This window comes from Variovorax sp. GW821-FHT09D04, from assembly GCF_059416405.1.
In genome coordinates, this window is the sequence record NZ_JBWKPA010000004.1 from 324,379 (window position 1) to 348,354 (window position 23,976).

21 protein-coding genes are annotated in these 23,976 nt (G+C 69.6%); 8 read left to right on the forward strand and 13 right to left on the reverse strand.

Annotated elements, in window-relative coordinates; translation table 11 throughout:
* Window positions 1-21 precede the first annotated feature (21 nt).
* Genes AC07O4_RS15825 through AC07O4_RS15855 form a run of 7 tightly spaced genes read left to right on the forward strand, consistent with a single transcriptional unit; the run spans window position 22 to window position 6,721 of the window.
* Window positions 22-1,005, forward strand: coding sequence for a tripartite tricarboxylate transporter substrate binding protein (locus tag AC07O4_RS15825; RefSeq protein ID WP_495305057.1), 984 nt, complete (start codon window positions 22-24; stop codon window positions 1,003-1,005).
* A gap of 14 nt (window positions 1,006-1,019) precedes the next feature.
* The gene (locus tag AC07O4_RS15830) at window positions 1,020-1,577 is read left to right on the forward strand and encodes an RBBP9/YdeN family alpha/beta hydrolase (protein ID WP_495305058.1); all 558 of its coding nucleotides are present in this window, start codon (window positions 1,020-1,022) and stop codon (window positions 1,575-1,577) included.
* A gap of 39 nt (window positions 1,578-1,616) precedes the next feature.
* The gene (locus AC07O4_RS15835; protein WP_495305059.1) at window positions 1,617-2,588 is read left to right on the forward strand and encodes a quinone oxidoreductase family protein; all 972 of its coding nucleotides are present in this window, start codon (window positions 1,617-1,619) and stop codon (window positions 2,586-2,588) included.
* A gap of 7 nt (window positions 2,589-2,595) precedes the next feature.
* Complete coding sequence (locus AC07O4_RS15840) at window positions 2,596-3,606, forward strand: YeiH family protein (protein ID WP_495305060.1); 1,011 nt, start codon at window positions 2,596-2,598, stop codon at window positions 3,604-3,606.
* 58 nt (window positions 3,607-3,664) lie between these two features.
* On the forward strand, window positions 3,665-4,906 hold the full coding sequence (locus AC07O4_RS15845; protein ID WP_495305061.1) for a porin: 1,242 nt from the start codon (window positions 3,665-3,667) through the stop codon (window positions 4,904-4,906).
* Window positions 4,907-4,964: 58 nt separating this feature from the next.
* Complete coding sequence (locus tag AC07O4_RS15850; RefSeq protein WP_062482400.1) at window positions 4,965-5,525, forward strand: hypothetical protein; 561 nt, start codon at window positions 4,965-4,967, stop codon at window positions 5,523-5,525.
* Window positions 5,522-6,721, forward strand: a complete 1,200-nt coding sequence (locus tag AC07O4_RS15855; RefSeq protein WP_260685052.1) for a PrsW family intramembrane metalloprotease — start codon at window positions 5,522-5,524, stop codon at window positions 6,719-6,721. Before AC07O4_RS15850 ends, AC07O4_RS15855 begins: the two co-directional genes overlap by 4 nt.
* A gap of 13 nt (window positions 6,722-6,734) precedes the next feature.
* Here the strand turns inward: AC07O4_RS15855 and AC07O4_RS15860 are convergent, their stop codons facing one another.
* The 7 genes from AC07O4_RS15860 to AC07O4_RS15890 all read right to left on the reverse strand — a co-directional run bounded on the left by AC07O4_RS15860 (window position 6,735) and on the right by AC07O4_RS15890 (window position 15,259).
* On the reverse strand, window positions 6,735-7,409 hold the full coding sequence (locus tag AC07O4_RS15860; RefSeq protein ID WP_495305062.1) for a peptidoglycan DD-metalloendopeptidase family protein: 675 nt from the start codon (window positions 7,407-7,409) through the stop codon (window positions 6,735-6,737).
* A 175-nt stretch (window positions 7,410-7,584) separates the two neighbouring features.
* Window positions 7,585-8,034 carry a TIGR01841 family phasin gene (phaP, locus tag AC07O4_RS15865; protein WP_062482377.1) on the reverse strand — a complete coding sequence of 150 codons (450 nt, stop codon included), beginning with the start codon at window positions 8,032-8,034 and terminating at the stop codon, window positions 7,585-7,587.
* A gap of 45 nt (window positions 8,035-8,079) precedes the next feature.
* Window positions 8,080-9,420 carry an MFS transporter gene (locus AC07O4_RS15870; protein ID WP_495305063.1) on the reverse strand — a complete coding sequence of 447 codons (1,341 nt, stop codon included), beginning with the start codon at window positions 9,418-9,420 and terminating at the stop codon, window positions 8,080-8,082.
* A gap of 48 nt (window positions 9,421-9,468) precedes the next feature.
* Complete coding sequence (locus AC07O4_RS15875; RefSeq protein WP_495305064.1) at window positions 9,469-11,085, reverse strand: wax ester/triacylglycerol synthase family O-acyltransferase; 1,617 nt, start codon at window positions 11,083-11,085, stop codon at window positions 9,469-9,471.
* Between the two features lie 52 nt (window positions 11,086-11,137).
* Complete coding sequence (locus tag AC07O4_RS15880) at window positions 11,138-12,850, reverse strand: long-chain-fatty-acid--CoA ligase (protein ID WP_495305065.1); 1,713 nt, start codon at window positions 12,848-12,850, stop codon at window positions 11,138-11,140.
* A 52-nt stretch (window positions 12,851-12,902) separates the two neighbouring features.
* Entirely contained in the window at window positions 12,903-13,682 is a 780-nt protein-coding gene (locus AC07O4_RS15885; RefSeq protein WP_307587211.1) for an esterase/lipase family protein, read from the reverse strand.
* Between the two features lie 536 nt (window positions 13,683-14,218).
* Window positions 14,219-15,259 carry an AraC family transcriptional regulator gene (locus AC07O4_RS15890; protein ID WP_495305066.1) on the reverse strand — a complete coding sequence of 347 codons (1,041 nt, stop codon included), beginning with the start codon at window positions 15,257-15,259 and terminating at the stop codon, window positions 14,219-14,221.
* Between the two features lie 298 nt (window positions 15,260-15,557).
* On the opposite strand from AC07O4_RS15890, the gene AC07O4_RS15895 reads away from it, so the two are divergent.
* Window positions 15,558-16,472, forward strand: a complete 915-nt coding sequence (locus AC07O4_RS15895; protein ID WP_495305067.1) for an alpha/beta fold hydrolase — start codon at window positions 15,558-15,560, stop codon at window positions 16,470-16,472.
* A gap of 30 nt (window positions 16,473-16,502) precedes the next feature.
* Here AC07O4_RS15895 and AC07O4_RS15900 read toward each other — a convergent pair whose 3' ends face one another.
* From AC07O4_RS15900 to AC07O4_RS15925, 6 genes are all read right to left on the reverse strand, one after another.
* The gene (locus tag AC07O4_RS15900) at window positions 16,503-17,198 is read right to left on the reverse strand and encodes an HAD family hydrolase (RefSeq protein ID WP_495305068.1); all 696 of its coding nucleotides are present in this window, start codon (window positions 17,196-17,198) and stop codon (window positions 16,503-16,505) included.
* Between the two features lie 32 nt (window positions 17,199-17,230).
* Window positions 17,231-18,997, reverse strand: coding sequence for a dihydroxyacetone kinase subunit DhaL (dhaL, locus tag AC07O4_RS15905; protein ID WP_495305069.1), 1,767 nt, complete (start codon window positions 18,995-18,997; stop codon window positions 17,231-17,233).
* Between the two features lie 67 nt (window positions 18,998-19,064).
* Entirely contained in the window at window positions 19,065-20,810 is a 1,746-nt protein-coding gene (locus AC07O4_RS15910) for a glycerol-3-phosphate dehydrogenase/oxidase (protein ID WP_495305070.1), read from the reverse strand.
* Entirely contained in the window at window positions 20,807-22,411 is a 1,605-nt protein-coding gene (locus tag AC07O4_RS15915) for an FGGY family carbohydrate kinase (protein ID WP_495305071.1), read from the reverse strand. The genes AC07O4_RS15910 and AC07O4_RS15915 overlap by 4 nt, the downstream gene beginning before the upstream one ends.
* A 37-nt stretch (window positions 22,412-22,448) precedes the next feature.
* Window positions 22,449-22,916, reverse strand: a complete 468-nt coding sequence (derI, locus tag AC07O4_RS15920; protein WP_070062045.1) for a D-erythrulose-4-phosphate isomerase — start codon at window positions 22,914-22,916, stop codon at window positions 22,449-22,451.
* A gap of 100 nt (window positions 22,917-23,016) precedes the next feature.
* Complete coding sequence (locus AC07O4_RS15925) at window positions 23,017-23,976, reverse strand: D-ribose ABC transporter substrate-binding protein (protein ID WP_495305072.1); 960 nt, start codon at window positions 23,974-23,976, stop codon at window positions 23,017-23,019.

Here is a 23,976-nt window from a genome sequence, read left to right on the forward strand (position 1 = left end):
AGAACACCTGGAGACATCGCGATGAAAAAAACCCACAACATCCTTCGCCGCCTGAAGCCCTGGGCAGCCGCCCTGGCCGCCGCGCCCCTGCTCGCCCATGCCTGGACCACCAAGCCGGTGCGGATCGTGGTGCCGGCACCCGCGGGCGGCACCATGGACGTCGTGGCCCGCGTGTTGTCCGACGCCATTTCGGCCGAGATCGGGCAGCCGGTGATCGTCGACAACAAGCCGGGCGCCGGCGGCGCCATCGGGGTGCAGGCGCTCAACAGCGCGCCGCCCGACGGGCAGACCATCATGTTCATGGTCAGCAACATCCTGACCGAGATTCCCCTGGTGATGAAGACCAGCTTCGACCCGGTCAAGGACGTGAAGCCGGTGACCATGGTGGCCCGCTCGGCGATGGTGCTGGTGAGTGCGCCGTCGGTGCCGGCCAACGACCTGAAAGGGCTCATCGCCTACCTGAAGACCGGCAAGGGCAGCCCGGGCAGCTACGCCTCGTACTCCGCGGGCACCAGCTCGCACTACGCCGGCGCCATCTTTGCCCGCAAGGCGGGGCTGGACCTGCAGCACGTGCCGTTCCCGGGCTCGCCGCCGGCGCTGCAGAACCTGATGGGCAGCCAGGTCGACATCCTGTTCGACGGCATCGTCACGTCACTGCCGCTGATCAAGGCCGGCAAGGTGAAGGTCTTCGGGGTCGGGGCCAAGACCCGGCTGGCCCAGCTGCCGGATGTGCCCACGATGGCCGAGCAGGGCTTCGACGAGATCGACTTCTCGAACTGGGCCGGCGCCATCGTGTCGGCCAAGATGCCCGACGACCTCGTCAAGCGGATCAATACGGTCCTCACGAAGGCCGCCTCCTCGCCGAAGGTGCGGGAGCGGCTCATCGCGCAGAACTTCGTGCCGATGACCAGCGAGAGCCCCGAGCAGCTCGCGAAGATCACGCACGACGAGTACGAGCGCAACGCGCGGATCGTCAAGACCTACAACATCCAGCTCAACCAGTGAGGGTGCAGGCCGACATGACCGCACCCACCGTCCTCATCGTTCCCGGCCTGCGCGACGCCGTCGCCAGCCACTGGCAGACCCTGCTCGCCGCACGCCTGCCGCGCGTGCGCGCCGTGCCGCCCATGGGCCGCGACGACCTCGACTGCGCCGCGCGCGTGGAAGCCATCGAGCGCGAGGCGCAGGCGGTCGAGGGGCCGCTGGTCGTCGTGGCGCACAGCGGCGGCGTCGTGATGCTGGCGCACTGGGCGCAGCGCACGCGCCGGCCGGTGCGCGGCGCCCTGCTGGCCACGCCGCCCGACTTCGAACGGCCGATGCCCGAGGGCTACCCCAGCGTCGAAGCCCTGCGCGCCGGCGGCTGGCTGCCGGTGCCCAGCGGGCCGCTGCCGTTCCCGAGCATCGTGGCGGCGAGCCGCAACGACCCGCTGGCGCCCTTCGATCGCGTGGTGCAGATGGCGCAGGGCTGGGGCAGCCGCCTGGTCGACCTCGGCGAGGTCGGCCACCTCAACCCCGCTTCGGGCTACGGCGAATGGCCGGGCGCGCAGGCCTTCATCGACGAACTCTCGGCGGGCTGAACCCTTTCTGCCCGCCCTTCCTACCGAAAGAGATTCCCCATGGTCCAAGCCATCCGCTTCCACGAGACCGGCAGCGCCGACGTGCTCAAGCTCGAACACGTCGAGGTCGGCGAGCCCGGCCCGGGCCAGGCGCGCGTGCGCCACAGCCTCATCGCGGTCAACTTCATCGACATCTATTTCCGCACCGGGCGCTATCCGCTGGCGCTGCCCAACGGGCTCGGTTCCGACGCCGTGGGCGTGGTCGAAGCCGTGGGGCCGGGCGTGACCGACATTCGTGTGGGTGACCGCGTGGGCTACCTCATCGGGCCGCAGGGTGCGTACTCGCAGGTGCGTGTGATGCCGGCCGATGTGTTGATCCCGCTGCCCGATGGCATCTCCGATCGCACCGCTGCCACGCTGATGATGAAGGGCATGACGGCGCAGTACCTGTTCCGCCAGGTCTATCCGCTCCAGGGTGGCGAGACCATCCTGTACCACGCAGCCGCAGGTGGCGTCGGCCTCATCGCCTGCCAGTGGGCACGTGCGATGGGCGTGACGATGATCGGCACCGTGAGCACCGACGAGAAAGCTGCGGTCGCCAAGGCCAACGGCTGCACGCACACCATCGTGACTTCGCGCGAGAACATCGCCCAGCGCGTGCGCGAGATCACGGACGGCAAGGGCGTGCCCGTGGTGTACGACTCGGTGGGCAAGGACACGCTCGAGGCCTCGCTCGACTGCCTGCAGCCGCGCGGCACGCTGGTGAGCAATGGCACGTCGTCTGGCGCCGTGGTCGTCGATTCGCAGGTGCTGGCCGCGAAGGGTTCGATCTGGCTCACGCGACCTGCGATGGTTCACTACATCCACCCACGCCCGCACATGCTGTCGATGGCCGACGAACTCTTCGGCCACGTGCTGGCCGGCCGCATCGTGAGCGAGCCCCAGCAGAGCTTCGCGCTGGCCGATGCCGCCGAGGCGCACCGCGCCCTCGAAGGTCGCAAGACCACCGGCGCCACCGTGCTCGTGCCCTGAGGTTTTCATGACCGCCTTGTCTGTCGCCGCATGGCCGGCGCGCGGCCGCCTGCTCTTTCCGGGCGTGCTCGCCTGCGCGGTGGTCGCCGCCGCGTCCACCTTCTTGTCGCAGCACTACGGTGCGCCGGTGATGCTGTTCGCGCTCATCCTCGGGATGGCGATGAACTTCCTTTCGGCCGAGGGCCCGTGCAAACCCGGCATCGAGTTCACCGCGCGCCACGTGCTGCGCTGGGGCGTGGCACTGCTGGGGTTGCGCATCACGGCCGCGCAGGTGGTGGCACTGGGCTGGCACCCGGTGCTGCTGGTGGCGGTGTCGCTGGTGCTGACCATCGGCGTGTCGATGGTCGTGGCGCGGCTGATGGGTTTCAACGTGCTGTTCGGCCTGCTCAGCGGCGGCGCCACCGCGATCTGCGGCGCCTCGGCCGCGCTGGCGCTGGCCGCGGCGCTGCCGCCGCATCCGCTGAAGGAACGCGCCACGCTGTTCACGGTGGTGGGCGTGTCGGCGCTGTCGACGCTCACGATGATCGCCTACCCCCTGGTCGCGCGCGCCCTCGGCATGGACGAACACACGGCCGGCGTGTTCCTGGGCGCCACCATCCACGACGTGGCGCAGGTGGTGGGCGCGGGCTACGGCATGTCGCAGGCCACGGGCGACACGGCCACGCTGGTCAAGCTGATGCGCGTGGCGGCGCTGCTGCCGGTGATCCTGTTCGCCGTGATGTTCACGCGCGCCACCGGCAAGGCCGTGGGCGGCCAGCGCCCGCCGCTGCTGCCGTGGTTCGCGGTGGCCTTCGCCGCGCTGGTGGCGCTCAACAGCACCGGATGGCTGCCGCCCGTGCTCACCACCGCGGGCAGCGACCTGTCGCGCTGGTGCCTGGTGGCGGCGATGGCCGGCATCGGCATGAAGACGCAACTGCGCGAGCTGGTCGACGTGGGACTCAAGCCGGTGGTGCTGATGGTCGGCGAAACCGTCTTCATCGCCGCGCTGGTGCTCGCGCTGCTGCGCTGGGCGCCCTGACACGCCGCCCCTACGACGACAGAGACGACAACACACACAACAACCAGGAGACAAGCCCATGAAGAAGAAGACCCTCATCGCCGCCGCAGCCGCGACCCTCGCTGCAGGCGCGTCCCTCGCCCAATCCTCGCTCACGCTGTTCGGCGTGATGGACGCGGGCGTGAGCCACTACCGCACCACCAGCAGTTCGTACAACCCGCTGCGCCCGGCCGAACTGCGCCAGAGCCAGACCGTGCTGTCGCCCTCGGGCAATGCGTCCAGCCGCATCGGCTTTCGCGGCACCGAGGACCTGGGCGGCGGGCTGGCCGCGAGCTTCTGGCTGGAGGCGCCGCTGAGCAACGACACGGGCAGCGGCATCACCAACTTCGGACGCCGCTCCACGCTCAGCCTCAGCGGGCCCTTCGGCGAAGTGCGCCTGGGCCGCGACTACACGGCCTCGTTCTGGAACGACGCGGTGTTCGACCCCTTCAGCGTCAACGGCGTGGGCACCAACCTGATCGCGGTGGTCAACAGCAACATCGCGGCCTCGCGCGCGCTGGCCACGGGCGGCCTGCTGAACGGCGGGCTCTCGGCCGGCACCGACAGCTACCTGCGCACCAGCAACGCCATCAGCTACTTCCTGCCGCCGAACCTGGGCGGCTTCTACGGCCAGGTGCAGTACGCGCTGCACGAGAACACGAAGGTCAGCAACACGCCCGACAGCCCCTCGCAGCGCGGGCGCTACGTGGGCGGGCGCATCGGCTGGGCCAGCGGCCCGGCCGACGTGGCGCTGGGCTACGGCGAGAGCACGCTGGCCAGCGCCGCCGCGCAGAGCGAGAAGATCAAGAGCCTGAACCTCGGCGCTTCCTACGACTTCGGCGTGGTGAAGGTGTTCGGCGAATGGTCGCGCGTGCGTGACGTGCGCCACAGCGCCACGCCGTTTGCCAACGCCTCGCTGCGCCTGAGCGACCGCTACGACGGCCTCATGGCCGGCGTGAACGTGCCGCTGGGCGCGGGCGTGGTGCGCGCCTCGTATGCGCGCGTGCGCTTCGTCAACGGCTTGGGCCTGCCCGACGGCAATTCGTCGGTGAACAAGCTGGCGCTGGGTTACGTGCACAACCTCTCCAAGCGCACGGCGCTGTATGCCTCGGTGGCGCGCATCCACATCGCCAACGGCCGCAACAACCCGACGGTGATGGGCGTGACGCCGCTGGTGCTGAGCCTGCCGGCGATCTTCCCGCAGCCGGCCTACGCGACCACGAACGGCATGCAGCCGCACCGGGCGCTGGGCTACGACGTTGGCATTCGCATGGCCTTCTGACGGCCTGAAAACAGCGGCGGCGCCCCGCGCCGTCGCCTCGGTGTGGCACGATCCACGGATGCTTCAACCGTCCCGCCGCATCCCGTACCGCACCTGGCCGGGCGCGCTCGCGATCCTCCTGGCCATTGCCGCGTACGTTGGTGGCCTCACCTTCTGGAACAACCACACGCCCGGCAGCCGGCCGCTGCCCGCGGGCGAGACGGTGTCGGTCGCCCACGCACGCTTCGAGCCCGCGCCGGGCTGGCAGATGGACGTGTCGCGCTCCAAGGCCGGCCAGTCGCTCATGCTCTTCAAGGGCGGCCACAAGTTCCTCGTGACCACGCGCCTGTGGATGGGCGGGCCCGACGGCCCGATGGTGCGCCAGCAGCGGCTCATGGAGCGCGGCCAGGGCCTGACCGTCGAAGGCGACGTGTCCGACTTCGTCACCGGCTGGGGCCTGCAGGGCAAAACCTTCGCCTACTACGGCGCCAAGCTCGCCGGCCGCTTCTGGCAGGTGGTCGACACGCCGCGCCGCTCGCTGGTGCAGATCGATGTGTACGGCCCCACCGACGGCTTCAACGAAGCGCTGGCCGACGCCCGCAGGATGCTCGACTCGATGGACCTGGAGGCACCGCTGTGAGCACCACCACTGAAGCTCCCATCGCGACCCAGGAAGACGCCGACTGGCCCATCGGCACCGACTCGTTCTTCCAGCCGCAGCGCGCCGCGTTCTGGCTGCTCGCGGCGCTGATCCTCAACGGCCTGTTCTACACGGTGTCGATGTTCTCGCTGGGCTTTCGCGTGGTGCCCGTCACCGCGCTGCTGGGCCTGCTGGTGTGGGGCGGCTACACGGCGGCCTTCGTGCTGTTTTTCCGCACGCTCGACCTGCTGGAGCAGCACCCCCCCGAGGCCTACGTGCTGGCCTTTGCGTGGGGCGGGCTGGGCGCGGTGTACTTCGCGGCGCCGGCCAACATCGCCATCCAGAGCCTGTGCGCCAAGCTGGTGTCGCCGGAGTTCGTGGCGGCCTGGGGGCCGGCCATCGCGGGGCCGATCACCGAAGAATTCCTGAAGCTCGCGGGCGTGATCCTGCTGGTGCTGATCGCGCGCAACCAGTTCGAAACGTACCTGTCGGTGCTGATCGTCGGCGCCATGGCCGGGCTGGGCTTCCAGGTGATCGAGAACCTGAGCTACACGGTGAACAGCGCCGTGAACTTCCCACTCGAGAACCAGGTGTACCCGGTGCTCTACCACCTGCTCATGCGCGGGTTGCTGAGCGGGCTGTGGAGCCATGCGGCCTACACGACCATCGCCTCGTTCGGCGTCGCGTGGTTCCTGCTGAACCCGCAGCGCTCGATGGCGGCGCGCATCGGCTGCGCCCTCTTCTACTTCGCGCTGGCCTGGGCGATGCACTTCATCTGGAACTCGCCGCTGCTCGAAGACCGCTTCGACGACGGCTTTGTCGGCATCGCGCTGCTGCTCATCGTCAAGGGCATTCCGGTGGTGATCGCCGCCGCCTTCGTCTGGCGCGCCGCCGCGCGCGAGAACGGCACCTACCTGCATGCGCTGGCAGCCTACTTCGTGCCCGAGCGCGAGCTGATCCGCGACGACGAATGGGTGCGCCTGGGCGCGCCGCTGCTGCGCTACCGCGTGCGCCGCGACATGGGCAAGGAATTCGGCAAGCGCGCCCGGCGCCTGAAGGCACAGCTGCAGCGCGAACAGCTGCGGCTCATCCTGAAAGCCGGCACGCACGGGCGCGGACCGCAGACGCGGCGCCATGAAGTCGCGGTGCGGCGCCTGCGGGCCGAGCTCGACCTGCTCACCCGGCCGCAGGGCTGAGGGCCCCGTTCGCTTACTTCGCCGGCAGGTACAGGCGCGGATCGACGGCCTTGCCGCGGTAGCGGATCTCGAAGTGCAGCTTGGCGCGGCCGCCCTCGGCCGGGCCGATCTCGGCGAGCTTCTGGCCGCGCTGCACGCGCTGGCCCTGCTTCACGCCCACGGTGCCCACGTTGGTGTAGATCGACATGTACGAGCCGCCGTGGTCGACCATGATCACGCTGCCGTAGCCGCGCATCGTCTCCGTCGCGGCCACCGAGCCGGCGCCGATCGCGTGCACGGGCTCGCCGCTGCTGCCGCCGATGTCCAGGCCCTTGTTGCTGTTGCCGTTGAAGCCGGCGATGACCGCACCCTGCGTCGGCCAGCCCCAGTCGCTGCGCCGCGAGGCGGGCGGCACCACGGGGTCGCGCTCGCGGGGTGCGGGCGCGGGCTTGGCTTTTTCGGCACTGCCGCCGCTGCTGCTGCGCGGCGGGGGCGTGGCAGCCCCCGTCGCGGCGCCGCCGGGCGGCACCACGCGCAGCACCTGCCCGGCTTCGAGCTGGTCGGGGTCCTTGATCTGGTTCCAGCGGGCGATCTCGGCCGTCGTCCGGCCGTGCCGCTGCGCGATGCGGTAGAGCGTGTCGCCCGTCTGCACGACGTACTCGCCGGGGCCCGCCACCGGCGTGCTGGGCGTGGTGGAGCATGCGCCCACCAGCAATGCCGCCGTCAACGCGGCGCACGCGCCCCATCTTCTCCCTGTCACAACCACGCGCTGAGTCCTTTCTGATTCATCCGGATCGCGCGACCTCGCGGGGCGAGGCGCGCCTGAACAATCCGGCAAGGCTACCAGCAGTCGTTGCGCGGACATTGCGTCCGCGGGAGCGTCCCTATTTCTTCGGCTGCAGCAGCTGCTGCAGGTTGGCCATGTTCTCGTTCAGGCGGTCCTGCACCACCTTCCAGCTGTTGTTGCGCGCCTGCGCTTCCAGCTGCGCCAGTTCGCGGAAGTTGTCGACGGCCTGCTGCACGCCGCGCTGCGCGACCTCGGCCTGTTTGGAGATGGCGTCCTTGCCAGTGGCGTCCTTCAGTGCGTCCTGCCACTGGGCCAGCGTGTCGCGCAGGATCTCGCCGCGCCGCTGCGCCAGCGACTGGATGCCTTCGTAGGCCTGCCGGTTGGCCTCGGCCAGCGCCTCCATGTCCTTGCGCTGCCACTCCACGAGCGCGCCGACGTCCACGCCGGGCAGCTTGAGCTGCTCGATCAGCTTGCTGAAATCTTCCATCGACGGCAGCGCCGTGGGAAAGAGCGGGTTGGCGTTGGCTGCGGTCTTGCTGGTTGCCATGGATCGAATCTCCTTGTGTGAATGAAATAGCGGGTAACAAAAAAATCAGGCCGGCGCGAACTGCGTGCGCCCGGCGGCGGCGGGCCGCATCACGCGCAGCAGCACCACGCCGGACAGCAGCCACAGCCCAATCGCCAGGAACATGCTGTTGTCCGAGCTGCCGGTGGCGGTGGTGATCCACGCGGTGATCACCGGCATCACGGCGGGCCCGAGGTTGCCCAGGCTGCTGATCAGCGCGATGCCGCCGGCCGCCGACTTGCGCGGCAGGTACTCGCTGATGGCCGCGAAGAAGATCGGCGTGTTGGCCGACTGGCCGATGCTCATCACCGCGAGGCCCGCCAGCGCCAGCACCAGGTTGCCACCGCTGAAGACGGCCACCAGCAGGCCCGCCGAAGCCAGCGCCACGCAGAAGAAGAAGTGCTTGCGCCGCTCCAGGTGCTTGTCGGAGCTGCGGCCCACGAACACCATGCCCACGGCGCCGAAGACCGCCGGAATGGCCGACAGCAGGCCGACCATGAACACGTCGCCCACGCCCCAGTTCTTGATGAGCGTTGGCACCAGGAACACCAGCGTGTAGTTGGCGCCCAGGAACAGGAAGTACACGAAGGCCATCGTGAACACCTTGGGGTCGCGCAGCAGCGCCCAGAACGAACCGTGCGAGGCGGTCTCCACCGCATGCGGCTCGTTGTCCAGGTGGTTGCGCAGCGCGAGCTTCTCGGACGGCGTGAGCCAGTTGGCCTGCTCGGGCTTGTCCTTCAGGTAGAAGAACGCGACGACGCCCAGCACCGAGGCCGGCAGCCCCTGCACCACGAACAGCCACTGCCAGCCGTGGTGGCCGCCCAGGCCGTTCATGTACTTCATGATCCAGCCCGAGAGCGGGCCGGCCAGCAGGTAGCCGATGGCCGTGGCCGTCATGAAGATCGAGATCACCTTGCAGCGCCGCGCCGAGGGGTACCAGTAGGTGAGGTACAGGATGATCCCCGGGAAGAAGCCCGCCTCGAACGCGCCCAGCAGGAAGCGCAGCACGTAGAACTGCGTCGTGGTCTCCACGAACATCATGGCCGAGGCCACGAGCCCCCAGCAGAACATGATGCGCAGCAGCGTCTTGCGCGCACCGATCTTCTCGAGCATCAGGTTGCTGGGCACCTCGAAGAGGAAGTAGCCGATGAAGAAGATGCCCGCGCCCAGCGCATAGGCCTCGTTGCTGAAGGCCAGCGTCTGCTTCATCTGCAGCTGCGCGAAGCCGATGTTGATGCGGTCGATGAAGGCGACGATGTAGCAGAGGATCAACAGCGGCAGCAGGTGCCAGCTGACCTTCGAAAACAATGCCTCGTCCGCCGCGTTGTACGGCGCGCGCGCGGGGGCCTGCGCAGAAGTGGGGGTCATGGTCTTGCTTTCCTTTGGGGTCGGTCGGTGAAGGAATCGGCGGGAAGGCTAGGCCGCGGCGGCGGCGCGCTTGCCCTTGGCGGGAGCGGCCGGCTTGCGCGGCGCGCGGGGCTTCTTGCTGGCGGGTGCGGCAGCAGTGGCCGCCGCACGCGGCTTGGCGGCGGCCGGCGCCTTCGCGCGGCGCGGGGCCTTGGCGGACACGACCTCGGCTGGCGCCTCTTTCGCGACCGCCGGCTTGGCCACGCTCTCGACGCTGGGCAGCCGCTCGATCTGCCGCAGCGCCGCGCGCAGGTGGCCGATCAGCTCGTACGACTCTTCCTGCGACAGGATGCGGCGGCAGGCCGTGAGGCCGAAGTCGAGCGAACCCGCGTAGCTCTGCACCGTGATGTTCAGCGCACTGCCGTGGTACGGGATCGACACCGGGTAGAAGTGCATCATCCGCGCGCCCGCCACGTAGAGCGTGGCGCCCGGCCCCGGCACGTTCGAGATCAGCACGTTGGCCGCGGGCGGCACGCGACGCGCCAGGTTGGAGCGGCCGTAGAGCGACGCCAGGCTGGTCATGAGCCAGGGCGAGCCGGTGATCGGCATGTCCACGCCGAGCACGGGCTTGAGCTCGCGCACCACGGCCTTGGCCGCCTCCGACGAGGCATGGATCGCCTTGAAGCGTTCGGCCGCGTCGCCGATGTCGGTCGCCAGGTCGACGCGCACCATCGACACCTGGTTGTTCATCGAGTCGTCGCCCTCCGCGCGCAGGCTCACGGGCACGCCGGCGATCAGCGCTTCTTTCGGCAGCAGGTTGCGCTCCTTCAGGAAGCGGGCCAGCGCCTCGCTGCACATCGCCATCACGATGGTGTTGACGGTGCCGCCCACGCGCTTGCCCAGCGCCTTGAGTTCGTCGAAGGGCAGCGACATCGTGCTGTACGAGCGCTGGTTGGTGATGGCGTCGTTGAACATGCTCTTGGGCGCCATGCCCAGGCTCAGGCGGCGCTCGCCCTTGCCGGTCTGCTGGCTCGCCAGCACGCTGCCGGCCGCCGTGAGGGCGCGCGCGGCCGCCGGCAGCAGCTCGGCGAGCTTGCGGTACTGGCGCGCCGAGTTCGACACCGCCGCCTGCAGCAGCTCGGCCACGCCGAGCTGGTAGTGGCTGCCGCTGCCGCGCTTGCGGCGCGCGGGCGGCACCTCGCGCATCTGCGCCGTGGTGTCGTAGAGCACCTTGGCCAGCTCGGTGCCGGCCTTGCCGTCGACGCCGCTGTGGTGGGCCTTGGTGTAGAAGGCCACCTGGCCGTTCTCCAGGCCCTCGATGACATACATCTCCCACAGCGGGCGGCTGCGGTCGAGCAGGCTGGAATGCAGGCGCGCCACGAGGTGGTGCAGCTGCTCCATGGTGCCGGGGCGGCGCAGCGTGAGGCTGCGCACGTGGTAGTCCAGGTCGATGTCGTCGTCGTCGATCCACACCGGCTCGGCCAGCTCGAAGGGCATCTGCGCGAGCTTGCGCGTGAGCACCGACGCCAGGTGCAGCCGCTTGCCCAGCATGCCCTTCACGTCTTCGTAGTAGTCGCCCCGGTAGCCCTCGGGCAGGTCCAGGAGCATGAGACTGCCGACGTGCATCGGCGTCTCGGGGGTTTCAAGGTGCAGGAACGACGCGTCCATGCTGCTCAGGTGGTCCATGGCGTGGCCTCTTTCGTCGGTGGGATCGGTGGGAATTGGGGAATGCGCGCGCTCAGGCGATGGCCGCGGCGACGGCCTGCTTGCGCAGCTCTTCGTCCACGAGGTCTTTCTTGGAGAGCTTGCCCACCGCCGTCTTGGGCAGCGCGGCGCGGATCTCCAGGGCCTGCACCATCTCGTGCTTGCCCACGCGCTCCTTGAGAAAGCTTTGCAGGGCCTTGATGTCGAAGGCCTCGGCGCCGGGTTTGAGCGTGACGAAGGCCTTGGGCGACTGGCCGCGGTATTCGTCGGGCACGCCGATCACCGCCACCTCATGCACGGCCGGGTGCTGGTAGATGGCCTCTTCGAGCACGCGCGGATAGACGTTGTAGCCGCTGCACAGCAGCATGTCCTTGCAGCGGTCGACGATGAAGACGAAGCCGTCCTCGTCCATGTAGCCCACGTCGCCGGTGCGAAAGAAGCCGTCGAGGGTGGTGCTGTCGGCCGTGGCCTCGGGCTTGTTCCAGTAGCCCTTCATCACGTTGGGGCCCTGGATGCACATCTCGCCCTTCTCGCCCAGCGGCACGTAGCGCGTGGGGTCTTCGAGGTCGAGCATCTTGATGACCACGCCCGGGTGCGGAATGCCGCACGAGCCCGCCTTGCGCTGGCCGTGCGCGGGCGAGAAGGTGCCGGTGGGCGAGGTTTCGGTCATGCCCCAGCCTTCGGCCAGCCAGGTCCCGGTGATGGCGCGGAAGCGCTCGCCGACCTCCATCGGCAGCGGCGCGCCGCCCGAGTTGCACAGCTTGAGCGAGTGCAGGTCGTACTGGGGCGTGTCGGGGTCGCCGATCACCGCGGTGAACATGGTGGGCACGCCGCAGAAGGTGGTGAGCTTCTTCTCGGCGATGTCGCGCAGCGCCGCCTTGGGGTCGAAGCGCAGGTGCTGCACGATCTCGGCCGCCAGGCGCACGCCCAGCAGCAGGTTGACCGTGAGCGCGTAGATGTGAAACGGCGGCAGCACCGCGAGCAGCCGCTCGGTGCCCATCTGCAGCACGGGCGGCGTGCCCGACTGCGTGATCACCACCTGCTCGCAGGCCGACGACAGGTTGGCGTGCGTGAGCATCGCGCCCTTGGGCAGGCCGGTGGTGCCGCCCGTGTACTGCAGGATGGCCAGCACCTCGCGCGGATCGCCGATGGGGTGCGGCGTGTAGCGGCCGTCGTTGTCGAGCAGTTCGGAAAAACGCAGGTGGTGCTCGTCGCCGGAGATCTCGACCGTCTCGTTCTTCGCCTTCATCTGCGCGGCCACCTGCTCGGGCGCGCCCGTCATCTCGGCGAGGTTGCCGACGATGAGCTTCTTGAGACGTGTCTTGCCGAGCATGGCGGCCATCTGCGGGTACAGCGCCGCGAGGTCGAGCGTGATGAGGAAGTCGGTCTGGCTGTCCTCGATCTTGTGCTCGAGCACCTTCGCGGCATCGAGCGGCGAGTAGTTGACCACCGTGCCGCCCGCCTGCAGCACGCCGAACAGCGCGACCAGGTAGTGCGGCGTGTTGGGCAGGAACAGGCCCACATGCACGCCGGGGCGCACGCCCAGGGCCTGCAAGCCCTTGGCGGCACGATCGACCAGCGCGCCGAGTTCGCGGTAGTTCAGGCGTTTGCCCATGAAGTCGATGGCCGGCCGGTCGGGAAAACCGGCCACGGCGTCGGCCAGGATCTGCTGGACCGAGGTGGGCGTGATCGCGTGGTCCCACGCCACGCCTTCGGGGTAGGAAGCCAGCCAGGGCTTGCTGTTCATGTGCGTCTCCAGGAAGTGAACGGGTGGGTGAATGACTGACTGACGAAGCGCGTCAGGCGGCCTTGCGCACGTCGCGGTGCGGATCGAGGTACAGCAGGCGGCGCAGGCCTTCGCGGCGGAACGGCTTCCACTCGCCCTCGGGCTGCGCGAGCCGGTCGGCGATGGCGTAGAGCACCACGGGGTTGTGGCCGAGGCCGCAGTGGCTGCCCTCGACCTCGATGTTTTCCGAGGTCGCGGTCTCGCGTTCGCGGCAGCCCTGCCAGGCCACGATGCCGTCGCTGCGGCTGTAGATGGCGCTGGCCGGCACGGGCGGCGGCGTGCGCATGCGTTCGCGCTCGGGCCAGTCCTCGACCTTGCGCTCGCTCACCATCTCGTACAGCCGCCACGCGTTGCTCGCGCGCGGCTCGCCGGCGAACGGGCTGCCCAGCGTGATGACGCTGCGCACCTGCGAAGGCGCGCGCCGTGCCAGCTCGCGTGCGAACACGCCGCCCAGGCTCCAGCCGACGATGCTCACCTTGCGCTGGTAGCGCTCGTGCAGCTCGGCCAGGCGCTCCTGCATCTGGTCTTCCACGCCGGGGCGCGGGCCGAAGTTGGGGCCGAGCTTCCATCCGTGCGCGCGGTAGCCGCGGTCGCGCAGGAAAGCGCGCAGCGGCTGCGTCGAGGCATCGCTCGCCGAGAGGCCGGGCAGCACGAGCACGGGATGCCCGTCGCCCGCGGGCGCCATGCGCAGCATCGGGGCCATGGTGAAGAACGCGGACAGCTCCGCCACGGCGCGCCACTCGAGCATCAGCAGGCGGCGGGACGGCGGGGCCATCGAAGAAGATTCGGTCATGGTCATCTCGGGAGTGGAGGGAAAGGGAAAGAGAAAAAAGGAGAGGCGAAGAAAAAGCCCGACGTGCAGACGCGATGCACACGGCTACCCGGTCGGGCGGTCGTTCGAGAGAGGATCGAGGTCGGGGAAAAGGGTTGACGGCGCCGCGCAACGGCGGCGCCCGGCCTGTGCGGCAGCACGCATGCATGGTGTGAACCCGCCGCGTACGTCCAGTCCGTGCCGAGCATGCCGGCACGCGCGAGGTGCATCCATGTGTTGTCTCCTGTCGGCCTCGTCCGGGCCTTCAGCGAGGCTCGGATCGGGCACTTTGTTGTCGTTGCTCTGGGCGCCATCTTTTCGCGGCGACGTCGACAAGGAAAGGTGCGATGCGACCACTTCGCGGTGATTTCGGGACGTGTGTTCGAACGCCGCGCAGGCGCGACTCACAACTGCGAACAGATGTGTGGATCGACGGCCACGCGAACGCCGCACGCAGGCGCGCGCATACGAATCAGCGGTGGTTCACGATGCCCGATGCGGCATCGCCAAAGCGCGGCTCAGGCCTTCGCCGCGCGGTAGTCCTGCGGGCTGCGGCCGGTCCAGCGCACGAAGGCGTGGCGGAAGTTCGAGGCGTCGCTGTAGCCCAGCCGCTCGGCGATTTCCTCGGTGGTCATGCGCGTGGTGCGCAGGTACTCGATGGCCAGCACGCGGCGCACGTCGGCCAGGATGCCGCGGTAGGTCGTGCCTTCGGTTTCGAGCCGACGGCGCAAGGTGCGCGGATGGATCGACAGCTCCGAAGCCATCGGCTCGATGGTCGGAAAGCGCCACGGCATGTGGTCGATCAGCGTGCGCCGCACCACCGACGAGACACCGCCCGAGCGCGGCAGGTCGGCCAGCACCTGCTGGCACATCTCGCTCACCATCGCATGCGTGACCGAGTCGGGCAGCCGCGAGGGATGGCCCACCCACGGCGAGCCCACATGCAGTTCGTCGCGCGGCTGGCCGAACGCCACGGGGCAGCAGAACAGCGTGCGGTAGGCGCTCAAATCCTCGGGCTCGGCAAAGCGCACGTGCAGTGCGGAAAGACCGAACGACGAACCGAAGAGATCGCGCCCCAGCCGCAGGTGCACCGCAAAGGCGAACTCGAGCGCGAAGCGGTACAGCGGGTCTTGCGGGTCGGACGACAGCAGCACCTCGTAGGGCAGCACCGCGGTGCCGCCGCTGCAGGTGTACGACACCGGCCCGGCCACGGGGCCCATGACGCGGTTGTACTTGATGGTGAAGTCCATCAGGTCGGCGTGCGTGGGGCTGCTGAGCAGCCCGTAGCCGTACATGCCGTAGGCCGTGAGGTGCATGCGGATGCCCGCGCGAAAGGCGATAGAGGGACCGGGCGCCAGACGCACCGCGTTGCGGAAGACCACGGCCGCCTGCTCGTAGGAAATCCGCGTCGCCGGTGCGCGCAGCTGGTCTTCCGTCAGGCCACTTCCGCTCAGGGTTTGTTCCGGTGCGATGCCTTCTTCGACCAGGGTGGCGACGATGGCTGCGACGCGCTGGGGTCCGTAGACGCGTGACGCGAAGTCGGGTGGCGAACGATGCACGACGATCAATCCCTTCAGAACACATGCCTTCGATGGCGAGGCCGCCACTGGCCTCGCACTCCAAGGTCGTCGCAGGATATCGAAGCGTTCTGCACGCGCAGACTCGGAGTTTCCCGATAGCGCCAAATTGTCCCGAAGTCACTCCCGGTTGGTCTGAACGAACCTTTCTCACGCTGGTGCCCCACGGAAAGATCGTCCACGAAACACCGTCCCGGCCGCAGGGCACAAAGCGCAACGCGCGACGGTTGCCTTTCGCTTCTCTTCCTTTCTCTCCCCTTCCTTTTCACCGCCACGCCCCATGCAACGCGACCCCTCTTCCCCTTCGTTCGCTTCGTCCAACGGCATCGAGCTGGCCTACGACTGCTTCGGCGATCCGGCGGCGCCACCGCTGCTGCTCATCATGGGCCTGGGCACGCAGATGATTGCGTGGGACGAAGCTTTTTGCGAACGCCTGGCCGGTCGCGGCTACCGCGTCATCCGCTTCGACAACCGCGACATCGGACAGTCCACGCGCCTGAGCGCCGCGGGTATTCCCGACGTGGCCAAGCTGCTCGGGCAGGCGCTGGCCGGCGTGCCGGTGAGCGCGAGCCAGGTGCCGTACACGCTGGCCCACATGGCCGACGATGCGGTCGGCCTGCTCGACGCACTGGGCATCGATCGCGCCCACATCGTCGGCGCCTCGATGGGCGGCGCCATCGGCCAGGAGATCGCGCTGCGCCATCCGGCGCGCGTGCGCACGCTGGTGTCGATCATGGCCACCAGCGGCGCCCCCGACCTGCCGCCGCCCCAACCGCAGGCGCTGCAGGTGCTGCTCACGCCCACGCCGCTGGACCGCGACGGCTACATCGCGCGCCAGCAGCAGGTGATGAAGGTGCTGCGCGCCGGTTCGCATCCGGACGAAGAGGCGCTCGATGCCGCGCGCGCGGAACGCAGTTTCGAACGCGGCCTGCACCCGGCCGGCTATGCACGCCAGCTCGCGGCCATCATCGCGTCCGGCAGCCGCAGGGAGCGGCTGGCGTCGCTGAAGGCGCCGACGCTGGTGATCCATGGGGATGTCGATCCGCTGGTGCCGATCGAATGCGGGAAGGACGTGGCGCGCCACGTGCCCGGTGCGCGGATGGTGACCATCGAGGGCATGGGCCACGCGCTGCCGAAGGTGACGTGGGCGCCGGTGATCGATGCGATTGCGGGGCACGCGGTCGCGGGCCGCTGATTTCTTTCGGGCCTCGGGCTGCCCGGCCCGTCAGCGCATGCGCGCCCGGTGCGCCGCGCCGGCGCGCTCGACGAGGTCGAGGTCGAACGCCGTCAGCTCGGCGATGCGCACGTCGGCCAGGGCAAGCACCTCGGGCCCGAGCGGGAACTCCGGCCCGGGCGCCGCGATGATGCCCATGCCGGCCGCATGCAACGAACGAATGCCGTTGCCGGAATCCTCGACGCCGACGGCATGCTCGGGCTTCACGCCGATCTTCTGCAGCACGTCGAGGTAGATGTCGGGCGCGGGCTTGCCGTGCGCGACATCGTCGCCATACGTGGTGGCCAGGAAGACCTTGTCGAGGCCCGTCACCTTCATCACGTGCGCCGCCAATTCGTTCGGTGAGCCGGAGGCCAGCGCGACCTTGTAGCGGGTCGCCGCCAGGCGCACCGCGGCCATCGCACCTTCGCGCTCGGGCAGGTGCACCTCGTACTTCGCCAGCAGGCGCGCCTTGATTTCGCGGGCGATCGCGGCCTCGTCCATGCCGAGCCTGGCGCGCAGGTCGAGCCGCTCGACCATGAGACGCGACCACATGCGGGTGTTGCAGCCCATGGTGGCTTCCTGGTCCTCGGCGCTCCAGGTCATGCCGTGCTCTGCGGCGAACTCCTCGCGGGCCTGGCGCCAGAGCACTTCGGAGTCGATGAGGATGCCGTCCATGTCGAAGACGACGGCTTGGATGGTGGTCATGAAAAGGCTTTCCTTGCGTGTGACAGTCGAATTCAGGGGGCCAGCCGGCGCTGCAGCGAAGCCGCCAGCGTCTGCAGGATCAGGCAGCACGAGGTGGCGCCGGCGTCGAGCACGCCGATCGAGCGCGCACCCAGCCGCGCCGAACGGCCGATGCGGGCCTGCAGGTCCTTGGTGGCGTCGCGCCCCTGCTGCGCGGCAGCGCCCATGGCCTGCAGGCAGGCAGCGAAGCCTGCGCCGCTGGCGAGCGCGGCGGCGTAGGCCTCGCGCGCCGGCACGAGCGCGTCGATCAGCGTCTTGTCGCCGACCTGGGCATTGCCCATCGCCTGCACGTTGGCCACGGCCACGGCCAGCGCCTCGCCGAACAGCGCCGCATCGAGTTGTTCATGCGGCGCCAGGGTGTCGACAAAGCCGAGAAAGAAGCGGCCATAGAGCGGCCCCATCGAGCCGCCGATGTCGTCCATCAGCGCCTGCGACAGCTGCTCGAGGGCACCGGGCAGCGACGCGGCGCGCGGGCCGAGCGCGTCCAGGCGCGTGCCGCAGCCGGTGAAGCCCTTGGCCATGTTGATGCCGTGGTCGCCGTCGCCGATCAGGCCGTCGATCTCGCTCAGGTGCTGCCGGTTCGCGACGATGGCGTCGATGAGGTCGCGCACCACGGGCCCCGCCTCCGCGAGGGCCAGCGTGGCCCCGCTCACCGTGCGTGCGCGCGCGCCGGCGCCCGAAGACGCGGCCGCCGTGGCCACGGCAGGGTTCATGCGGGCGCTCCCGCTGTAGGTGCGGCCCTGCGCGGCGTCGCCGGGCACGCTCAGCCCGACGCTGCGGCAGGGATGCTTCAGGCAGGCCTCGAGTTCGTCGTCGAGCCTCATGAGGGTCAGCGTCACGCCCATCATCTCGAGCGAGGTGAAGAGGTTGCCGACCTGGTTGAACGCCACCGTGATGCCTTTGGCCAGCAGACGCTGCGCGATCTCTCCGTAGAGGATGTACTGCTCCATCACCGGCGTGGCGCCGAGCCCCGAGATCAGCACCGCGACCCGGTCGCCGGCGCTGAACGGCAGGTCGGGCAGCACGACATCGAGCATGAGCTGCGCCATCTCGGCGGCGCTCGCCGTCGCCCGCACGTCGATGCCGGGTTCGCCGTGGTGTCCGATGCCGACTTCCATCGTGCCGGGCTCGATGTGGAAGTTGGCCTTGCCGACTGCGGGGATCACGCAGGCGGACAGGCCCACGCCGATGCTGCGCGTGTTCGCGATGGCCTTCTGCGCCGCGGCGATCACCTCGTCGAGGGAAGCGCCGAGCGCGGCCTTGGCGGCGCCGACCTTCCACATGAAGATCTCTCCCGCGACACCGCGGCGCCGTGCTTCGTCGCCCTTCGCGGCCGAGGGCACGTCGTCGTTGGCGACCACGGTCCTGACCACGATGCCCTCGCGCTCGGCCATCTGGCGGGCCATGCCGACGTTCATGTTGTCGCCGGCGTAGTTGCCGTAGAGGCAGGCCACGCCCGCGCCGCCGTCGGCGGTGCGGATCGCGTCCAGGAAGCTTTTGGCCGTGGGCGAGGAAAAGATTTCCCCGACGGCCACGGCATCGACCATGCCGTCTCCCACGTAGCCGAGGAACGCCGGCTCGTGCCCCGACCCGCCGCCGGTCACGACACCGACCTTGCCGCGCTCGGGCGCCCGGGCGCGCTTGACGACACGCGGGTTGGCCGGCAGTGCCTCGACGCTGTCGCCGTGGGCCAGCAACCAGCCCCCGAGCATGTCCTCGACGACGCGATCGGGATGGTTGACGACACGGTTCATGGACATAAAGCAGGTCTCCTGGGTAAGGGCGGGGCCGAATGCGACCCGCGAAGGCGTGCGCGAAGATGTGGCTCTACAGGGCCGCAGCGAGAGAAGCAGCGGCAGGCGACGCAGCCAACGAAACAGCCCCGGCGGGGCCCAGCGCCGCACGCTCCGCCGCGATGAGTTCGCGGTAGGCCGCAAGCTGCCGGCGGATGTCGTCGCTCGACCAGCCCAGGTACGGCGCGATGCACCCGGCCACGAACGGGGCCAGGGCCAGCCCGCCATCGGCGAGTTCGATCGACAGGTGGGTGCGGCGCGTCATCACGTCGGTCAGCGTGTGTGCGCCCTCGGCGACGACGGCATGCACGAGTTCGGCGACCAGGTAGTGCGGTGCGCCGGGCAGCGTTGCGCGCAGCGCGGGCCTGGCCCGCGCGAGCGCCCGCAGGTCGCGCACCCGGTCGCCGTGCCGCTGCAGCAGGCGGCCCGCATCGCCGATGCCCATGCCGAAGTGCCGCGCCAGGTCGCCGGCGCTGTCGCGCACCGCGGCCCAGTCGCCGGCCCCGACCAGCGGCAGCGAGGCCGTGGACGATGGCGTGCCCACCCCCAGGGGCCGCACCGCGGCATCGACCGCGTCGGCCGCCATGCGGCGGTAGGTCGTGTACTTGCCGCCGACGACGGTGGTGAGGCCGGGCGGCCCGTCGATCACCGCGTGGTCGCGCAGCAGTGCCGACGTCGAATCGGTGGCGCCGACCGACTTCAGCAGCGGGCGCAGGCCGGCGAAGGTGCCGAGCACGTCGGCACGGCCGACCTTGCGTTCGAGGTAGGCGTTGAGGTTGTCGAGCAGGTAGTCGACATCGGCCGCTTCGGCGACCGGCTGCGACTTGTCGCCGTGCCACGGCGTGTCGGTGGTGCCGACGAGCCAGTAGCCGTACCAGCGGCGCGCGATGATGACGGAGTCGGTGGCGCGGGCGAGGATGCCGGTGTCGGACTGCAGTGCCTCCGGCCGCAGCAGGATGTGCACGCCCTTCGCGGGTTGCACCCGGAAGCTGTTGGCGCCCGCGCGCTGCTGGATGTCGTCGGCCCAGATGCCGGTGGCGCTGATCACCGCGCGGGCGGCCAGGCGATGCCGTTCGCCGGTCAGGGTGTCTTGCACCACGACGCCCGCGACCCGCTCGCCGTCCTTGATGAACTCGACCATGGGCGCCCGCGTGATGACCCGGGCGCCGCGACCGGCCGCCGTGCGCACGACCGCGAGCGTGTGGCGCGCATCGTCCATCAGCGCGTCATGGAACTGGACACCGCCGACCACGCGCCGCGCATCGATCGACGGGATGTGCCGCTTGAGCGCCGCCCGGCCGAAATGGCGCTGGCGCGGGACGGCACCGCCCTTCAGGCCGAAGAGGTCGTAGAGCAGCACGCCGGCGCCGACATAGGGCCGCTCCCACCAGGCGCGGGTGAGCGGATAGAGAAAAGACTCCGGGCGGGCAATGTGCGGGCACAGGACCTTGACCATCAGGTCGCGCTCCTCGATCGCGTGCGCCACCAGCTTGAAGTTGAGCTGCTCGAGGTAGCGCAGGCCGCCGTGAAAGGTCTTGCCCGAACGCGACGAGGTGCCGGTGGCGATGTCGCCCGCCTCGACCAGCACCACCGAGAGTCCGCGCGCGATGGCATCGAGCGCGGCGCCCGCGCCGGTCACGCCCGCGCCGATCACGAGCACGTCGGCCACGCTGCGCGAGGCTTCGGCCAGGTCGCGCCGCCGCTGCGCGGGATGGAGCCAGGTCGCGTCGGCCGGCTCGAAGGCCCGCGCCAGGATGGCGGGCGGGACGAAGTCGTTCATCGAATCTCCTGCACGGCGGCATCGAGGTGGGCACGCCGGATGTCGGCCAGGGCCTGCCAGGGCGCCCTCGCCTGCTGTGCGGTCTCGCGGTACTGCCCGTAGATCTGGTCGTAGAGTGCGGTCTGGCCCGGGTCCGGCAAGGTGACCGCTTCGTCGAGGTAAGCATCGACCCACTGGGGCAGCATCTGGTGAAGGCTGGCGTGGCTGTCGATCGACAGCGCGGCGGTGATGGCCGCGCCTGCGGCGCCGCACTCCTCGCGGTTCGACACGCGCACCGGGCGCCCGGTGACCGACGCGATCATCTGCCGCAGCGCCAGACTGCGTGCCGCGCCGCCGGACAGGCGGATCTCTTCGGGCAGCGTGCCGAGCGCGGTGTAGCAGTCGCGCGTGGCCATCGCGATGCCTTCGAAGACCGCGCGCGACAGGCCCGCCACGCCCAGCGTGGCACTGAAGCCGCTGAGCTGCGCACGGGCGCTCGCATCGACAAAGGGGCCGCGCTCGCCGCTTTGCGCGATGTAGGGGTGGTAGACCGCCTGTGCGGGTGCGGTGGACAGCACCAGCGCATCGAGCCGCTCCAGCATCTGCGCATGCGGCAACGCCGCGCCGCCGGCCAGTTCGGCCGCGCTGCCGAGCAGCCGGAGCAACCAGTCGATGTTCAGCGTCGCCGCCATGTGCGAGACCAGGCGGACCCGCAGGCCCGGCGCGGGCATCGCGATGGTGTAGCCGGCTTCGGCGCTGGGTTCGATGGCCGCCGTGTTGTCGGTGACCCAGCCGTGCATGCCGGTGCTGCCGAGCACCGAGCAGCCGACGTGCCGCAGCCCGCCCTGCGCATCGAACGCCATGCCGCCGGCGCCGAGCACGCACAGCGGCACGTCCATGAGCGGCAGCACCACCGGCAGGCCTTCGGGTAGCCCCGTCTCGGTGGCGGCAGTGCGGGTCAGCGTCGCATGACTGCGGGTGCCGTCGACGATCGGCGGCAGGAGGTGCTTGATGGCGCCCAGGCCGAGCAGTGCCAGGGTCTCGTCGTCGTAGGCCAGGCTTCGGAAGTTGCCGAAGGTGTAGACGCCTTCGCAGGGGCTGGTCGCACGCACGCCCGTGGCCTGGAAGAAGAGCCAGTCCTTGCAATGCATGGCCGATGCGGCCCGTGCCAGGCGCTCGGGCTGGTGCGCCTGCAGCCACAGCAGCTGGCCGCTTTGCATCGATGGGTTGAGCGCGTTGCCGGTGCGCGCGGCGACGAGCCGCGAGGCCGGTGTCTCCCGCAGCGCCTGCACGTGACGGCCGGCGCGCGCGTCGAGCCACAGCATCGCGGGCCCGACCGGACGGCCATCGGCATCGACGAGCCACGTTCCGTCGCCCTGGCCGGTGGCCGCCAGGGCCACCACGCGCGCCGCCAGGCCAGGGACGCGCGCGGCCAGCGCGCGCAGCGTGGCGGCCGTGTCGGTCCAGGTCCCGTCGAGGTCCTGCTCGGCTGCGCCGTCGGGGCCGAGCAGCACGCGGTTCGGCGTGCTGGCCACCGCCACCTGCCGGCCCTGCAGGTCGAAGGCCACGGCCTTGATGACCGAGGTTCCGGCGTCCACGCCGATGATGAGGTCGCGTGCCATGCGCGTCAGTGCCGGCCGTCGAACGAACGGGTTGCGTTCATCGGTGTTTCGCGTGGTACTTCTCGTCCAGCGCATCGATGGCGCGGACGTTGCGCGCCGACGTGCCGTGGGGGTCGAAGTGGGAGGACAGGTAGGCCTGCGCCACCGCCTTGGCCAGTTCGGCCCCGATCACCCGCGCCCCCATGGTGATGACCTGCGCGTTGTTGGAGAGCGCGGCGCGCTCTGCCGAGTAGGTGTCGTGCGTCTGCGCCGCGCGGATGCCGGGCACCTTGTTGGCCGAGAGGCAGACACCGATGCCGGTTCCGCACACCAGGATCGCGCGGTCGTAGAGGCCGCTGAGGATGCCCTGGCAGACCCGGTCGGAGAGATCGGCATAGAAGAAGTCGGCGTCCTCCTCGGGCAGGCCGATGTGGGTCACCTCGAGGCCCTCCCGGCCGGCGAAGTGCCTGGCCAGAACCTCTGCAAGGGGTGCGCCCGCGGTGTCCGCGGCAATGGCAATCTTCATGTGCATTCCATTTCTTCGAACCGGCTGCGCAACCGGCGGCGTCGCGTGGCGAGCGCCACCGGAACCTTGCGATGCCGGGGTGTCGTGACGTTGCGTGGGCTTACTTGTCCAGGACGAACGGCGAGGAGTACTTGGCGGCATTGCCCTTGGTGATCAGCATGCAGTCGAACAGCTGCTTCTCGGTCTTGGCACCGGTCTTGCCGGTTCGGATGAACGAGTCGGCTTGCTGCACGGCAGCGGCGGCGAACACCGCGACGGGCTGGAGCACCGTGTAGGCCAGCTCGCCGGCCTTGACCGAGGCCACCGAGTCCGGCGAACCGTCGAACCCGCCGACGACGACCCCGTTGAACTTGCCCGCCTTCTTGAGCGCGGCGATCGCGCCGAGGGCCATCTCGTCGTTGCCGCTGATGACGCCCTTGATGTCGGGGTGTGCCTGCATCAGCGACTGCATCTTGTTGTGCCCTTGCGTCCGGTTCCAGTTGGCGACCTCCGAGCCGGCCTTGGCCAGGTCCGGGTACTGGCTCAGCACGGTCTTGAAACCGTTCGACCGGGTCGCGGCGTTGTTGTCGGAGGGGGCGCCGACGAGCTCGACGTACTTGCCCTTGTTGCCCATCAGCTCGGCCCAGTGCTGGGCCCCGAGGGCGGCACCCTGGGCGTTGTTCGACACGAGCTGCGCCTGCGCCAGGCCCTCCTTGTTGATCTCGGCATTGACGAGGATCACGGGGATCTTCGCGGCCACCGCCTTCTGCACGGCACCCACCGAGCCGCTCGCGTTCGCCGGGTCGAGGATGATGGCGACCGACTTGTTGGTGATGGCCGTGTCGATCAGACGGCTCTCGGTGTTGGTGTCGCCGGTGTGCGCGGCGACGACCGCGGTGTAGCCCAGTTTCTGCGCCGTGGCCTTGGCCACTTCGCCTTCGGTGAACCAGTAGGGGTTGGCGGGATCGTTCACGATGATCGTGATCAGCCCCTTGCCCTTGCCTTGGGCCCATGCCGGGCTGGCCATCAGGGGCGTGAGCGAGAGTGCAGCAAGCAGCGTGCGGCGGGTGGTGTTCAACAT

Excerpts from the sequence above, each read along its gene's own strand:
- AC07O4_RS15825 (WP_495305057.1), top strand. The coding sequence starts at position 22 with ATGAAAAAAACCCACAACATCCTTCGCCGCCTGAAGCCCTGGGCAGCC.
- AC07O4_RS15830 (WP_495305058.1), top strand. The coding sequence starts at position 1,020 with ATGACCGCACCCACCGTCCTCATCGTTCCCGGCCTGCGCGACGCCGTC.
- AC07O4_RS15835 (WP_495305059.1), top strand. The coding sequence starts at position 1,617 with ATGGTCCAAGCCATCCGCTTCCACGAGACCGGCAGCGCCGACGTGCTC.
- AC07O4_RS15840 (WP_495305060.1), top strand. The coding sequence starts at position 2,596 with ATGACCGCCTTGTCTGTCGCCGCATGGCCGGCGCGCGGCCGCCTGCTC.
- AC07O4_RS15845 (WP_495305061.1), top strand. The coding sequence starts at position 3,665 with ATGAAGAAGAAGACCCTCATCGCCGCCGCAGCCGCGACCCTCGCTGCA.
- AC07O4_RS15850 (WP_062482400.1), top strand. The coding sequence starts at position 4,965 with ATGCTTCAACCGTCCCGCCGCATCCCGTACCGCACCTGGCCGGGCGCG.
- phaP (WP_062482377.1), bottom strand. The coding sequence starts at position 8,034 with ATGGCAACCAGCAAGACCGCAGCCAACGCCAACCCGCTCTTTCCCACG.
- AC07O4_RS15870 (WP_495305063.1), bottom strand. The coding sequence starts at position 9,420 with ATGACCCCCACTTCTGCGCAGGCCCCCGCGCGCGCGCCGTACAACGCG.
- AC07O4_RS15875 (WP_495305064.1), bottom strand. The coding sequence starts at position 11,085 with ATGGACCACCTGAGCAGCATGGACGCGTCGTTCCTGCACCTTGAAACC.
- AC07O4_RS15880 (WP_495305065.1), bottom strand. The coding sequence starts at position 12,850 with ATGAACAGCAAGCCCTGGCTGGCTTCCTACCCCGAAGGCGTGGCGTGG.
- AC07O4_RS15885 (WP_307587211.1), bottom strand. The coding sequence starts at position 13,682 with ATGACCGAATCTTCTTCGATGGCCCCGCCGTCCCGCCGCCTGCTGATG.
- AC07O4_RS15895 (WP_495305067.1), top strand. The coding sequence starts at position 15,558 with ATGCAACGCGACCCCTCTTCCCCTTCGTTCGCTTCGTCCAACGGCATC.
- AC07O4_RS15900 (WP_495305068.1), bottom strand. The coding sequence starts at position 17,198 with ATGACCACCATCCAAGCCGTCGTCTTCGACATGGACGGCATCCTCATC.
- dhaL (WP_495305069.1), bottom strand. The coding sequence starts at position 18,997 with ATGTCCATGAACCGTGTCGTCAACCATCCCGATCGCGTCGTCGAGGAC.
- AC07O4_RS15910 (WP_495305070.1), bottom strand. The coding sequence starts at position 20,810 with ATGAACGACTTCGTCCCGCCCGCCATCCTGGCGCGGGCCTTCGAGCCG.
- AC07O4_RS15915 (WP_495305071.1), bottom strand. The coding sequence starts at position 22,411 with ATGGCACGCGACCTCATCATCGGCGTGGACGCCGGAACCTCGGTCATC.
- derI (WP_070062045.1), bottom strand. The coding sequence starts at position 22,916 with ATGAAGATTGCCATTGCCGCGGACACCGCGGGCGCACCCCTTGCAGAG.
- AC07O4_RS15925 (WP_495305072.1), bottom strand. The coding sequence starts at position 23,976 with ATGTTGAACACCACCCGCCGCACGCTGCTTGCTGCACTCTCGCTCACG.